Source organism: Klenkia brasiliensis (genome assembly GCF_900100695.1).
Lineage (GTDB): Bacteria > Actinomycetota > Actinomycetes > Mycobacteriales > Geodermatophilaceae > Klenkia > Klenkia brasiliensis.
The window spans coordinates 43,931-57,866 of sequence record NZ_FNCF01000003.1 but is presented as its reverse complement, the minus strand read 5'-3'; the positions used below and the strand labels follow the sequence as shown (position 1 = coordinate 57,866).

The following is a 13,936-nucleotide window of genomic DNA, read 5'->3' as shown; positions in this document are numbered from 1 at the left end:
GGTGACCTGCACCCCATGACGGCGCCCGAGCCCCCACGGTCGTGCTCCGTCACCGATCGAGGAGAACCATGCAGACCACCCATCGCCCGACCGCCCCGCTGGACCAGGTGAGGCTCGCCGCAGCGCTGTTCGCCACCGCGGGCAGGCATCGGCTCACCGGTCGTTCGGCAGCCCTGCACAGCCTCGCCGCCTGCGCTGCCTTGGGTATCGACACCGGGCCGGTCCCTCCGGTACCCGATCATCCGGGCCCGGATGTCCTCATCACCCGCGCTCTCCGCGCATTGGGTGAACTGGACGCGGCAGACTTCGACCAGCCGTCGGTGGTCCAGGCCGCGCGGCACGGCCGCCGAGCCCTGATCGCGGTGCGCTGATGGCGACCTCGCTCGGCCAGCTCCTCGACGAGCTCGCCGACACCGCCGAGCGGGTGGAGCGGTCGGCGGCGGACCAGGCCGACGCCGCGACCGCGTTGGGGCATCTCGGCCGTGCGCTGGCCCACCTCCGCGACGACGGCCTGTCGACCGAGAGCCGGCGGGGTCTGGAGCGCGACGTGGCGGGTCTCGCCACGGCCTGCTCCGAGCTGGGGCGCCACGCCCCCGTCGCGGAGGGTCGGATGGCCCTGCTGGCCGGTGCGGCCGCCGACAGCATGGCTGTGCTGCACAGTCACAGCACCGTTTCCTCACGCTGGGCTGTGGCCACCCTGATGGCCGACACGGTCACCCCGCTGGCGGCCATCCTGCAGCCGGCCCCCGAACCCGCGGCGCAGCGGGTGGAGCAGGTCCGGCGCTGGGCGGTGCGCGTGCAGCAGACCGCAGCGCTCCACCCGCCGTCCCGGAGCGATGCCTCTCTTCTCGATCGTCCGCTTGCAGGCTTCGAGCGCATCACCAGCCGGGACCCGGTTCGCGTCGTCCCGGACGCCGTCGCTGCGCTACTCCGGGCCACGGGCGCAACAGCCCACCTGCCGACCGTCGCGCAGGTCCTGACCTACACCTCGGCCGCCGAGACGATCACGGCCCTGGCGCAGCGACTCGGCAGCACTGCACCCATGGGCTCCGGGCACCTGGCCTCGCCGGCCTGGCGCGCGGTCCGGGAGGCACTACGGCCCTACGACGACGGCAGCAGGCGTCCGCACCCCCAGGCCCCACCGGCGGTCGCCGCAGCCATCCGTCTCAACGACAGCCTGACCAGCGCCCCGGCACAGACCATGCTCGGCGACCCTGCCGTGCGGGGCGCAGTGGCCGCAGCGGCGCAGCACATGCCCACCCTGGCTGTCCAGCTGCTCTACCGAACCGTCCGGTCATGGGCGGACGACGGCAGCCTCGTCGCCTTCGCGAGGGACCTGCCGCCGCGCGAGGAGCGGATGGCGCCGTACCTCCGCGGCTACCAGCCCGGAGGACTGGTGCGGGCGAACGCGGCCGACCTCCAACCGGTGGTCGGCGCGCTGCACAACGCCAGGCTGTTGTCGCTTGCGGTGGCGGTCCGCATCGACGAGGCGCACCCCCCGGGCTTCCCCCATCGCGTCCAGGCGGCCAACCAGGAAATGCTCCGCCGTCCCGAGGCAGCCGGTGCACTCGAGGCCGCCAGCCGCGAGGCCGCGCGACAGGTCCTGCTCGGGCGGCAGCGTCATCACGGCCAGACGAGGCCGCGTTGATCGGACTGCGGACGTTCGACCCGCACGACGTGGGCTGGCGGCTCGGTCAGTCAGTGGTGCCAGCGGGCGTCGACCTGTGGTGCCGCTACGACCGCACCACCGGGGTGTTCGGAGAACAGGGCTCCGGCAAGACGCTCGACCTGCTCGCGCCAGCGTTGCTCGCACACCGTGGGGGTGCGCTGGCGACGCTGACGAAGGTCGACGACCTCCTGCTGACGATGGGTCGCCGCCAACGGCCGGCCATCCCTGGCGGCCGTGCGCGGCCAGTCGCCGTCCTCGACCCCTTCGCCGCGGCGCCGGGCACGCCGGAGCTGGTCTGGGACCCCGTCGCCGGGTGCGTGGACCCGCGGACCGCCGAACGCCGGGCCAAGGCGTTCTCGGCCGGCACAGTGAGCGGGGCCGTCTCTGGCGGCCGCCAGGACGGTGCCGCCCGCTTCTACGCGGCCGAGACCGCCAAGGTGCTGCAGGGGTTCCTGCACGCGGCTGCGCTCACCGGTCGCACCATCGACCACGTCCTGGAGTGGGTGGCCAACCCCGTGGCCGCCGAGCAGCCTGCGGAGATTCTGCAGCAGCACCCGCACGCCGCCCGCTTCTGGGACGGTCTGCTGCTCGGGGCACTGCGGGGCAGCCCCGACACCGTCGGAAACACCATCACCACGGTGCAGCAGGCGATGGCCCTGTTCTTCCAGCCGGACGTGCGCCGGCGATGCGTGCCCGGCCCCGGCCGCCCGGCGACCGACCTCCCCGACCTGATCCGGAGCAACGGAACGGTCTACCTGCTGGGCCGGGAAGACCCTTATGCCTCGGCCGCGCCGCTGATGACGGCCGTCGCCGAGCACGTCCTGGACACCGCTCTCCACTTAGCGACGACCTCCCCGCACGGGCGCATGACGCCATCCTTCCTGGCGTGCCTGGACGAGCTGCCGTCCACCGCGCCCCTGCCGACGCTGCGGGTGCGGATGGCCAACGAGCGCGCGCTCGGCTTGTCTTTCATCTACGCCACGCAGACGTGGAAGCAGATGGTCGTGGCTTACGGGGAGGACGAGGCCCGTTCGCTGTTCGGGCTCACCAACAACCTGGTGGTCTTCGGGGGTGGGAAGGACGTCCAGTTCTACCGAGAGCTCTCCGAGCTGCTCGACGACGTCCGGATCAGCCGGAGCACCATCACGGACGGCCCGGGTGGTGCTGGATCGTCGCGATCGGGGGAGGACGTCCGCGTCCTGCGGCCGGGCGACTTCCGCACGGTCGCCGAGCGACACGCCGTCGTCATCGCCGGCACTGCGCCGCCGATCATCGCTCGGTTGCACCGCTGCCTGGACGGTAGGGACGGGCGGCGTCTGGCAGCGGAGCTGGCCGCAGCTCGCGAGGCCGTTGATCGAGCCCGTGGACAGGATGACGACGTCGCCGTGCGGACCGCAGCGGCAATCGGATACGCGCAGGCGAACTGGATGGTCCCGGCGGACCCGGTTGGCCCATCGCGGTGATGGTGCTCCCGTTCCCGGCCCCACCAATCTCGGTGCTCGCCGCGCTTGATCTGCTGCACGGGGTGCACGGTCGAGAAGGGGGACAGGCGTTCCCGCCCTCGTCAGTCGCTGAGCTCGAGCGGCCGTGGGAGCCGGCGTCCTGCACCGCCGACCTGGCAGAGGCGATCTGGTCATGGTGCGACGACGTCGTGCTTTGGCTCAACCACGAATACGTCTGGCGACCTGCTCAGCTCATCCCAGCGTGCTGGCGGGAGCACCCGCACATCGCACGCGAGCTCCCGGTGCTGGCCGTCCTCCGGTGGGAAGCGGAGGCGTCAGCCGCGCCGGAACAGGCCGAGGAGTGGAATCGGTACGCGTTCCCCGCGTTCAGCGATCGGATGACCGATCGGCTCGGCGAGAGCACGTGCCGAACGGGGAGGCATCAGGACTGGCCCGCCCGCGCCCGATACTCCAGCTCTTATGCCACCTAGTGAGAGTGACGCGGCGCGGAAGCGGCCTGTTTCGTGTGCGCTAAGCGGGCGGATCGCGGAACGGTCAGGCTAACTTCAGTACCCCAAAGCGACCGCGCTGGTCGGGGATTCATGAAGATCGACCTGGGGCTCGCCTCGGGTATTCTCGAGGACAAATTGCAGCGCAACTGACCTTGGGTGGCTTTGATTGAATCTCGAATGGCTCTCGTCGGCAGCTCCAGGTCTTGTTGTCGCTTTCGCGGCTGGATTATTCCAGTACGCCCGGGTCCCCACACTGAATAGGCGGATTGAGCGGCATGTGAAGCTGCGAACAGACCTGCCGGATAGCCACCGCAAGCCTCTGGACGACCTGCTCGCGGACGAAGTCGCTGCACTCGTGAGACGAGACAGGGCATGGCTGTCACCGAGAAACGTGGCGGCCGCGATGATCAGACGCATCTCGACGGTCCTCGCCATCGTCATCGCATCACTGGGTACGGCGCATGCCCTCCTCATACAATCGCGTGAAGATCGCTTAGCCAGTGGGAACTATGGTGAATTGGCCTCCGCGGGCGCGCTCGGCGTTCTGTTCATCGGATATGTGATCGCCTCCGCTCTCGATGGGATCAGCCCCAAAGACGCCATGTTCGGCCCAGCGGGGGGAGGCATTCATCGAAGCCCTGACGGGATGCAGGGCGAGGACTCGTCGAGAAAACCGGGTGAACGGGAGCCCTAGGTTCACAGGCGCGACCTGTGGTTCGCGAACACACCATTTTGTCTACATCTACCGACTTCGATGCCGGGCAGGCTCAAGCAAGCCCGGTCCGCAAGTCCTTGACCACCGCTTCTGTGCTTGTGCCTGTGCGATCTCGTACCGGTCCTCGCTCACATTGACGGCCAAGTCGGAACGACTGACTGCATGGGTTCGGCGGTCGGCGGCCGCGAGGGTCTCCGCAAGTGCGATGTCTGGGGCGATACCGGTTCGCGCGACAACGTGGGTCAGCAGGGCGGGCCACTGAGGAACCGGAACCGAGGCAATCACTTCGGCGGACCGACGGGTTGCTGCTACCTGTCCTTCGACGGTGTCGAGGCGGTCGGCCACCTCGTTGATACGGGCATCGACGACGACATCGGCGAGACCGACGTGCGACTCGAGCGCGCTAGCCAGTGCGGCAGTACCGCGGTCCCGGATGGTGTCCGCGGGATCGCTTCCTTCGGTCAGCGCCAGCGACCGGACCTCGGCCCGGTCGATCAGTTTCCAGAAGATGCCTTCCGACGATCGTCGCCCAGCGGGGTCGGAGTCCATGCCCACGATGACGCTTGGCGCGCCGTCTTGGACCGACACCATCAGCCGGTCTGCTTGCTCGTCGGTGAAGGCCGTGCCGAGCGGGGCAATCCCGATGAAGTTGCCCGCGCCGGCGATGGTCACGGCCAGCGCGTCGACCGGACCTTCGACCAGGACGGGCGTGGCCCCGTGTCGCACGGTGGGACGGTTCTCTGCCAGTCCGAACAGGTGCCGGCCCTTGACGAAGGCGAGGGTTTCAGCGGTGTTGAGGTACTTCGGCGAGCCCGGGTGTGGGGCCATGTCTGCGTCCGGGTGCCTCCGTCCGATCCAGCCGACGATGCCGACGTCGTCGCGGATGGCGAACACAACACGGTCGCGGAAGCGGTCGATCAGTCGCCCGTTCGATGTGCGGCTTGCCAGCCCCGAGGCGAGCAGGTCGTCCTCGCTGACCCCTGCGCCGCGTAGGTGGTCGACCAGCTGCGTCCATCCCCCTGGTGCGTACCCCACCGTGTAGTTGGTGGACTCCCTGGGGTCGGTCCCCAATCGGTCGACGAGGTAGGTCTGCGCCCACGAGCCCCCGTACGCGTCGTCGAAGAACGCTGCCGCGAGTTCGTTCAGTTCGAGCGCTCTTCTGCGGGCAGCTTCATCGGCATCGTGGAGCGAGCCGCCCGGGGCTGGCGCCGGCGGTGGCGTCAGATTGACTCGTGCCCCCATCCCCGTGTCTTGGCCATCGTGCGCGGGGAGGTGCTCCAGCAGACGCCACCACAGAGCAGCAGCGGGAAGCTCATCAGGCAGGGGGGTCGTGGTGGCTGCCTCCAGCAGCCCGGTGCCGTCTGGGTCGGCGAGCCGGCTGCTGACCAGTCGGTCGAGGAGTACTGGCCAATAGGGATCGGTGTCGATGCCCGGGGCAGCGTCGCGCAGTTGCGCCGCCCACTGGACGGCCTCGGTCGTCGTCGCGCTGAGGATCTGGCGGACGCGGGTGTCGAGGCGCCGTTGATGAGCTAAGTCCGCTGCAGTAAAGCTCGGGGCGCCGGTGGGCCGTGGGTCCGAAGGCTCCGTGCCGCCGGCCGCCCGCCAGACTGCTAGCTCGCGTATCAGCTCCGGAGCGCCGATCAGGGGCTGTGACCAGGCCGGTGCCGAGTCGGGCGTCCAGTCGGCTGCGGCGTCCGAGATGGTCGTCGTGCGCTCCCGGATGCAGTCTGCGCGTCGGGCCAGGTAGCTGCCCCACACCGGGTGGTCGGCCAGGGCCTGTGGGGTCGCGTGGAGCCAGGGGAGAGGGGGCGGAGGACCATCGGGCTCCGGCGCCTTGATGCGCCAGTCGAGGACGGCTGCGACGTCCCGTGCGTTGTGCAGGCCGCGCGGGTCGTTCACCGCACTCCGTAGGACTTCGATCGCGTCGTAGCCAGCAGCTGCCTGGAGGGCGAGGTCGGCGCGGAGCGCTGGGTAGGCCGGCTCATCCGGCAGGCCGGAGAACGCGGCCTCCGCGGCCTCGTCGATGGTGGCCATGACGTCGGCCCCGACCAGATCTTCGGCTGCAGTGGCGAGGGAGTGGACGTACCGGTCGACCTCAGCGGCCAGCAGCTGGGCCGGGTTGTTTGCCTGGGCCAAGGCGCTGTTGGCCGACTGCGGGGCAGAGTCGCGGGCCAGGATCCGCTGCAGGATCTCCACCGCAGTGGGAGGAAGGACTCCGTCCCGAGTGATGGCGCTGTGGGTGTCCCCGTCCCCGGCGACGGTGATGAAGGCATGGTTGGCGTGCCGGCCGCGGGTGAGGGCGACGTAGAGCTGCTGACGCGATTCAGTACCGGTGACGACGGTGTGGCTGGCATCGGCGGTGACGCCCTGGGCGCCGTGGACAGTGCTGGCGTAGCCGAGGGTGACGTCGGCGCGGACGTAGTCCGGGGGGAGCGTGACCAAAGCGGCGGTCTGGTTGTGGACGACGTCGATGGCGCCGGAGAGTCGGACGGCTGCGATCGTCCACCGATCGCCGTTGGTGACCCATCCCGCGCGGCCGCTGGCCAGGGTGCGGTCGTTGCGCCGCGTGATGACGACGTCCCCTACCGAGCCTGCAGTCCCGTCGGCGAACGCGACCTCGGGGCCGCCGCGTCCTTCCCGGTCGAGGCGTTCGGCTCGAGCGCGGTCATTGAGCTCGCGGACGACGTCGCGGGTGGGGGCGAGCATGAGCGCGTCCAACCCAGCGGCCCGGTCGGCTTGCCAGGCGCCGAATGCTTGATCAAGGCAGGTGGCCAGGTCTCCGACGTGGAATCGGCCGCGGTCGGCATAGTAGGCCAGCGCGGCGGGGTCGCCGTCGCGCAGTGCCAGGGAGACAGCGCCCTCGACGGCGTTGGGTGCGCCGGTGTCGCGGTGGGTGAAACGGACGACCTCGGTGAGGTGGACGGCGCCGTAGGTGAGGGCCAGGTCGGTGAGAAGCCCGCCGGCGCCGATAGCGCCCAGCTGCTGGTCGTCCCCGACGAGTCGAACGGATCCGCCGGCGGTGACGACGGCGTCGACGACGGCGGCGAGATCGCCCGTGGCGGCGGCCCCTGCTTCGTCGACGATGACGAGCGAACCCGGACCCAGGGAGGCCATCCAGTCGGGGGTGTCGGCGCCGGTGCGCATGGAGTGCACGAACTTCGCGACGGTGTCGGTGGTGTCGGCGAGCTTGTGGCGCAGGACTGCACTGGCAGCTGCGGAGGGGGCGAGCCCGATGACGGTGCCGCCGCCGGCTCGCCAGGCTTCGGCCAGGACGCCGAGGGCGGTCGTCTTGCCGGTGCCCGCGGGGGCCAGGGCTGCCTGTACCCGGGAGCCGGAGGTCGCTAGTTGCCGGACGAAGTCCGTCTGGCCAGGGTTCAGCGGCGGGCCGATGGCCGAGGCCTTCTCAAGTGCTTCGTGTACGGAGTGGGTGGGGGTGACATGTCCGTCGAACCGTCCGGCGGCGTCGATGATCAGGCGTTCGGCATCCAGCACCTGGTCGGAGGTGTGCACGGTGGCGCCGTCGACGTCGAACACCGAGGTGCCGTCGAGCCGGCGTAGCGGGTCTGGTTCGCCGTCGTCACGGTCGGGGGTGATGCGCAGGGAGAATGGGGGTGACAGGGCGCGGGTGACAACCCGGTCGACGGCGGTGTCGAGCTCGACGTAGGGGACGCCGGCGTGGCGGGCGCGTCGTTCGGCTTCGGCGCGCAGGTGCGGCTCCTCCCAGGTGGCCCTCGCGAGAGCCACGCGGTCGACCGTGGCACGTGCGACGTCGTGCAGCCACTGGTCGGTGATGGCTGGTGGTGCTGGCCGGTGTACGGGGTTCAGGGCGCCGTCCACGTACCGGGTGAGCCCGTCGGCGTCGCCGAGGACGGTCAGGGCTTCGGCGCGCCAGGTCGCGCGCTGCTCGGCGTGGGAGCGGGGTTCGTGCTTGACGTCCCGGGTCTCCAGGTTGGCCTGCTGGGCCAGCTGAATGGCCTCACGAACGGTCGGCGGCCGGCCGTGGTCGAACTGGAACGTGGCGGTGAGGACGGCGCGGCGGGTGTCGATCGCGGCTCGGCGGGAGGACCACATGCGGGGGAGGGAACCGTCGATCCCGACGATCTCGCGGATGGGGCGCTTGTTCGTGTTGCCGTCGCGGCGTTCGGCGAAGCGCACCCCGAGCCGTTCGGTGAGCAGGGCCTCGATGCGGGTGTTGTAGCGCTCGGAGGCCGCGACGGTGTTCTTGTAGATCGGCCGTCCATCCAGGGCCAGCCAGCGTCCGGTCAGGGTCTGGACCTTGTTGCTGATTGCGACGTGGGTGTGCAGGTCGGGGTCCCCGGCGCGGGAGTCGCGATGGGTGAATGCGGCCCCGAGCAGTCCGTGGACGTCGACCTGGGCGACGCCGTGGCGACCGGTGCGGGTGTAGGTGGCGTGGTCTTCCAGCCAGTTGATGACGTCGAGGACAGCGTCGTCGTGGGCCTGCTCGATGGCCGCGGCGATCTCGGGCGGGGCGATGGCCCACAACGTCGAGACGCTCTTGACCGGGCTGAAGGTCAGGTCGTAGCCGGCAACGGCGGTGGTCGCCTGGCGGGAGATGCGCGCCATGTGCCCCGACAGCTCCCGGACATCCAGTGGCGCGCGGCCGAAGGCTTCGCTGAACATCTGCACGGTGATCGCCGTCCGGATACGTGCCCGGTCCTCCTGCGGAACCGGCGTGCCGCGGGCCTCCTCGTGGGCGGCGTTGTGCTCGCGGTAGGCGACCGCGCACCGCTGGCGGAACTCCCCGGCCGCGGCGAACACCCGGTACGGAGCGCCGAGCCGGGTTGCCCGCCCGACCTCTGCCGCAGTGGCCCCGGCGGAGGTCAGTTCGGTCGCGATGCGGTCTCGGTCGGGGTGACATCCCTCCCCGAACAACGCCCGCATCTGGGCCTCGGTCACCCGCGGCCCGAGCCCCTCGCCGGTGAGGGCCTCGAGGCCGCGGCCCAGCCAGCGGCCCGGGCTCTCGCCCTTGGCCGTGTAGTACGCCGACAGACCGCCGACGCCTGGGCCGTCGGCATCCTGCGCTGCCACCTGCCGGCTCAGGTAGGTGTACCCGTCGCCGGCGGTCAGCTTGTGCACCGTCATCACGAACACCGCAGGGAACGTCGAGGGCTCCCGGCTGTCACCCGGCGTGCAGGAGGTGTGTCGGCCTGCATCTTGGTCCTTCCGAGGTGCTGCTCCAGGCGATGTGGCCGACGGCGTGGCTGGGTCTGCCGGTCTGGGACGGAAGCCGGGCCGGCTCCGGTGCCGCTGGGTCGATCTGTGGTCGCCACGTCGACCCCGCAACGCCTGAGGTCGAGCACCTAGCCGTCCGTCGCTGTCCACAAGGGCGCCATTGTCGCTTACCAATCCACAGATGAATTCGTGAGCGCTCAGCCGCTTCTGCCGGCGCGAAGAATGGTCAGCACAGGGCGCGGACGCGTTCTGAGACCAAATTCCCGCCGATGGTGCGGGTACCGGAAGGAATGGCGCCATGACACTTCTCGCCCCCGCTGTGAGCGACCTGCTGCACGTCGACCCGGCGCTGCTGCTGGTGGACCTGAACGTCCGCCACGACGCCCGCCTCGACGCGGACTTCAAGGCCTCTGTCGCCGAGCACGGCGTCCTGGTGCCTGTGGTGGTCGTGCGCACCCACGAGGACCGGCTGCGGGTCCGTTTCGGTCACCGCCGCACCCTGGCCGCCGTCGAGGTGGGCCGCCCGACCGTGCCCGTGGTCGTCGTCGCTGACGAGACCACCGATGACGCCGCGACGGTGGAGCGGCTGGTCACCCAGTGGGCCGAGAACGAGCACCGCACCGGCTTGACCACCGCCGAGCGCGCCGACGTCATCGGCCAGTTGTCCGCGTTCGGCGTCAGCCCCACCCAGATCGCCCGCCGCACCCGCGCCACCAAGACCGAGGTCACGGCCGCCCTGGCCGTGCACCGCTCTGAGCTGGCCCGCGCCGCCACCGCCCGCTATAAGTTCCTGGACCTGACCCAGGCCGCCGTGGTCGCTGAGTTCGACGCCGACACCGAGGCCGTCAAGGCCCTGGTTCTCGCAGCGCGCGAGGGCCGGTTCGACCACGTTGCCCAGCGGCTGCGCGATGACCGCCGCGAGGCCGCCGCCCGCTCCGGCCTCGCCGACCAACTCCGCGAGCAGGGCGTGCGAGTCATCGACCGGCCCGCCTCTGGCGACACCGCCGCAGAGCTGCACCGCCTGGCCGACGACGAGGGCACCCGGCTCACCGCCGCCACCCACGAGTGCTGCCCCGGGCACGCCGCCTACATCGGGCAGGAGCACGGCTGGGTGATCGTCGACGCCGATGGCCAGCCCCTGGGCGAGGCCAGCGACGGCGACGGGGAAGACGAGGTCGACCTCGACGACGAGGACGACCCCGAGGACGGGGGAGAGGCCCCGCGCCGGGAGTGGAGCAGCTGGGCCGCCCCGCGCTGGGTGTGCACCGACCCCGCCGCCCACGGCCACACCGACACCTGGGCCGCCACCAGCAGCGGCAACAGCGGCCGGGTCCCCGCCGACCAGCTCACCGACGATGAGCGCGAAGCCGCCCGGGTCGCCCGCCGCGACGTGATCGAGTCCAACAAGGCGTGGGGGAGCGCGCAGACGGTCCGGCGGGAGTGGCTGCGGGACCTGGCCTGCCGCAAGACGGCCCCCAAGGGCACCGCCGGCTTCCTTGCCGCCTCGCTGGCCGTGGATGCGGACTTGCTGGCCGACGTCGGCGGAAACCACCTGGCCGCGGACCTGCTCGGCATCGAGACCGGCAGCTACGGCCGATCGGCCGAGCTGGCCCGGCTCGTCGCCGCCGCCGTTGATGCCCGCGCGCTCCTGCTGGCGCTGGTGCAGGTGTTGGCCGCCTACGAGGCCCGCGCCGACCGCAACGACTGGAGGCACCTGCGCCCGGCCACCGGCCGCTACCTGACCCACCTGCAGGCCCTGGGCTACACCCTGGCCGACGTCGAGCACCGCGCCTGCGGCCACGACCCCGCACCCACCACCGACAGCGACCAGGACGACTGACCGGGCCACCCCCGGTTGGCCACGGCAACGCCGCCGTGGCCACCCGCACCCACCTGGCAAGCCATCTCGGCCGTCGGTCCGTGCGCACCCGGCGCTGACGCGCCGGCCCGTCCGCTGCCGCGTCCGGCGGAACTGACGTCCCGACGCACTCAAGCAACCTACCCCCCCGGAACACCCACACCGCCGGATGCGCTGCGCGCACCGAGAGCTGACCCAGACGGGTCAACCAGCCCTCACGCCCGTACCGGCGGCGGGCACACTCGACCACCCATTGACGTAACCAGCGGAAAGGACCGGTGAGCCCTCGTGCTGTTCCCGCCCCGCGCAGCTGACCTGGACCCGCTGGACCTGCAGACCGCGCTACTGCGCGCCGCTGTCGGTGACTACGCCGCCGAGGCCGCCGTCCTCCTGCTGGTCAACGCCGGCCATTGGCTGCCCGAGCTCGCCGCCGCCGACCTCATCACCGTCGACTACGACGACGACCCGCACGGACCCCCGACCGGACGGGCCGCCGGCATCGGCTGGGCGCAGGTCACCTGGACCGAGCTGGACCGCGCCATCGCCGAGGGCCGCATCGTCGGATCCGCCGGGCAGCTGCGGCTGCTGCGCGCCGCCGCCTCCCTCGCCGACGGGCGCCCCGTCGCCCTGGGCGACCTGGCCGCCGGCCTGGACCGGGACAACCTGCGGCTGCTGCTCGCAGCGGTCGCCCACGCCGGCGGCAGCCACGAACACCGCGCCACCACCCCGGACGGCTCACCGGGCGACCCCCTGGCCCCGTTGGCGCCCTGGCCAGTCCGCGACTGATACGTCCCATGCCCTACCCGCCGCGGCCGCAGCTGCAGCCCCTGCCGGAGTTCGCCGGCACTGCTCAGGCTGGCCGGTTCCTGAACCGCGAGCTCCGGGAGCGGCTGGAGACCTACGTGGTCACCGCCTATACGGAGGGCCGGTCGCTGCGGGAGATCGCCGAGCTCGTCGACCGCACCTCAACCGCCGTCCGGCGGGTCCTCGACGCCCACCGGGTGCCCCGTCGTGCCGTCGGCGCTGCCCGCACCGGCGCCCGGCGCCGCCCTGAACGCCGCTGACCGGAAAGGTCTGAGCGCAGCTCAGAGGGTGGGGACGTCGCTGGGGGAGAGGTCCGGGCGCAGCCGCACGAACCGCAGCGGGTGCCGGAACACCCCCGCCGTTAACGCGGCATCGGCGGACACCTCGGCCACCGCGGTCGGGGCCACACGCACCATCGGCACCGACAGCCGGCCGCCGCCGAACGCGCCGGACCCGATCCGCTCCGGCCACGGGTGCTCCTCGCCCGCTGGCACCAGCACGGCGGCCAGCTCGGCCGCCTGAGCCCGGTTCAGCGGTGTCGAGCGCCCCACCACCCGCAGCTCCCCGTCGCGGTAGCGGCCGGCCACCAGCTGACTGGGCCGGGCCAGTGACCCGATGACGCCGCCGACGACGACCTCGGTGGTCTCCCGCGACTTGACTTTCAGCCAGTCCCGTCGACCCGGCAGGTAGGCACCGCCGGCGGCCTTGACCACCAGCCCTTCCACCCCGGCCGGGCGGAAGTCGGCCATCCAGGACACCGCCTCGTCCCGGTCGGTGGTCTGCGGGCACAGCTGCATCGGCGGCGACCACCCCGCTGCCAGTCCCTCGAGCCGGCGTCGGCGCTGGGTCAGCGGCAGCCGCCGAACATTGCGGTGTGCGTCGACCAGGACGTCGAAGGCCACGAAGGACGCCGGGTTGGCCCGCACCAGCGCTGGCAGGCCGCGCAGGCCGGTGAGCAGGCGGCGCTGCAGCAGCCCGAAGTCCAACCGGTCACCGGCCCAGATCACGACCTCGCCGTCCACGACCGCCCCGACCGGCAGTTGGCCGGTGGCGGCGCGGGCGATGTCAGGGAAGCGGGCGGTGAGATCCTTGCCCTGCCGGGACCACAGGGCCGTACCGGAGGCCTCGCGCACGATGACCATGCGGAAGCCATCCCACTTCGGCTCGTACACACACCCACCCGGCAAGGCATCGGCCGCAGGCACTTCGGCCACGGCCTTGGACAGGGCCACCGGCACAGCTCCGGCCAGGCCGGAAGGCACGCCGGGGTGCGCTCGCGGGAATCCGGCCGGCCTCGTCACCGGCACAGCCTCGAGCCGGGTCGGGCAACCCGCCGAGCTGAATGCCGGTCCGTACACCCCAGCGGGTGACCGGCATGCGTGTCGATCACCCCATGCGGCCAGCCGGCTGCTCTGCTGCGCTCCGTCTCGCACAGCGATGCACCCGGCGACCGGCTCGGGCATTCATCGGTGCGTTTCGGCGTGCACAACCGGCCCAGGAGCAGGCGCGGCCCCCGGGGCGCGGCACTGGCCCCGCTCCGCCAGCGCCGGTAGCGCTTCACGTGGTCACCAGCGCAGCGCAGGCCGAGTACGGCCGGCGCTGCGCAGGGAGGATTGACTGCGACGGGGGGCTGTGGGTCAGCGACCTCGGATGGGAGCTCCTGACGGGCCTGGTCACCGGATGGTCAGGCACTTGTTCGTGCCTTGCTCCGACGTGCCGAGAACTGACCCCACCCGCGCGGAA

At 71.5% G+C, this 13,936-nt stretch carries 9 protein-coding genes; 7 read left to right on the top strand and 2 right to left on the bottom strand.

Features of this window, described 5'->3' with window-relative positions; translation table 11 throughout:
* Positions 1–68 precede the first annotated feature (68 nt).
* From BLT39_RS08920 to BLT39_RS22720, 4 genes are all read left to right on the top strand, one after another.
* Entirely contained in the window at positions 69–371 is a 303-nt protein-coding gene (locus BLT39_RS08920) for a hypothetical protein (RefSeq protein ID WP_091061973.1), read from the top strand.
* Entirely contained in the window at positions 371–1,648 is a 1,278-nt protein-coding gene (locus BLT39_RS08915; protein ID WP_091061971.1) for a hypothetical protein, read from the top strand. The genes BLT39_RS08920 and BLT39_RS08915 overlap by 1 nt, the downstream gene beginning before the upstream one ends.
* Entirely contained in the window at positions 1,645–3,132 is a 1,488-nt protein-coding gene (locus tag BLT39_RS08910) for a type IV secretory system conjugative DNA transfer family protein (protein ID WP_242658269.1), read from the top strand. The genes BLT39_RS08915 and BLT39_RS08910 overlap by 4 nt, the downstream gene beginning before the upstream one ends.
* A gap of 768 nt (positions 3,133–3,900) precedes the next feature.
* Entirely contained in the window at positions 3,901–4,317 is a 417-nt protein-coding gene (locus BLT39_RS22720) for a hypothetical protein (protein WP_131801441.1), read from the top strand.
* Positions 4,318–4,365: 48 nt separating this feature from the next.
* Here the strand turns inward: BLT39_RS22720 and mobF are convergent, their stop codons facing one another.
* A complete protein-coding gene (gene mobF, locus BLT39_RS08900; protein WP_242658268.1) occupies positions 4,366–9,441 on the bottom strand; it encodes a MobF family relaxase in 5,076 nt (1,691 codons plus the stop codon).
* Between the two features lie 409 nt (positions 9,442–9,850).
* Between mobF and BLT39_RS08895 the strand changes: the two genes are divergently transcribed.
* The 3 genes from BLT39_RS08895 to BLT39_RS08885 all read left to right on the top strand — a co-directional run bounded on the left by BLT39_RS08895 (position 9,851) and on the right by BLT39_RS08885 (position 12,453).
* Entirely contained in the window at positions 9,851–11,371 is a 1,521-nt protein-coding gene (locus tag BLT39_RS08895) for a ParB/RepB/Spo0J family partition protein (RefSeq protein WP_165640213.1), read from the top strand.
* A gap of 306 nt (positions 11,372–11,677) precedes the next feature.
* A complete protein-coding gene (locus tag BLT39_RS08890; RefSeq protein ID WP_091061965.1) occupies positions 11,678–12,175 on the top strand; it encodes a hypothetical protein in 498 nt (165 codons plus the stop codon).
* Positions 12,176–12,183: 8 nt separating this feature from the next.
* The gene (locus BLT39_RS08885) at positions 12,184–12,453 is read left to right on the top strand and encodes a helix-turn-helix domain-containing protein (protein ID WP_091061963.1); all 270 of its coding nucleotides are present in this window, start codon (positions 12,184–12,186) and stop codon (positions 12,451–12,453) included.
* A gap of 21 nt (positions 12,454–12,474) precedes the next feature.
* Here BLT39_RS08885 and BLT39_RS08880 read toward each other — a convergent pair whose 3' ends face one another.
* Positions 12,475–13,425: an ATP-dependent DNA ligase gene (locus BLT39_RS08880; protein WP_278246975.1), complete on the bottom strand. Its 951-nt coding sequence runs from the start codon at positions 13,423–13,425 to the stop codon at positions 12,475–12,477.
* Between the last annotated feature and the right edge of the window lie 511 nt (positions 13,426–13,936).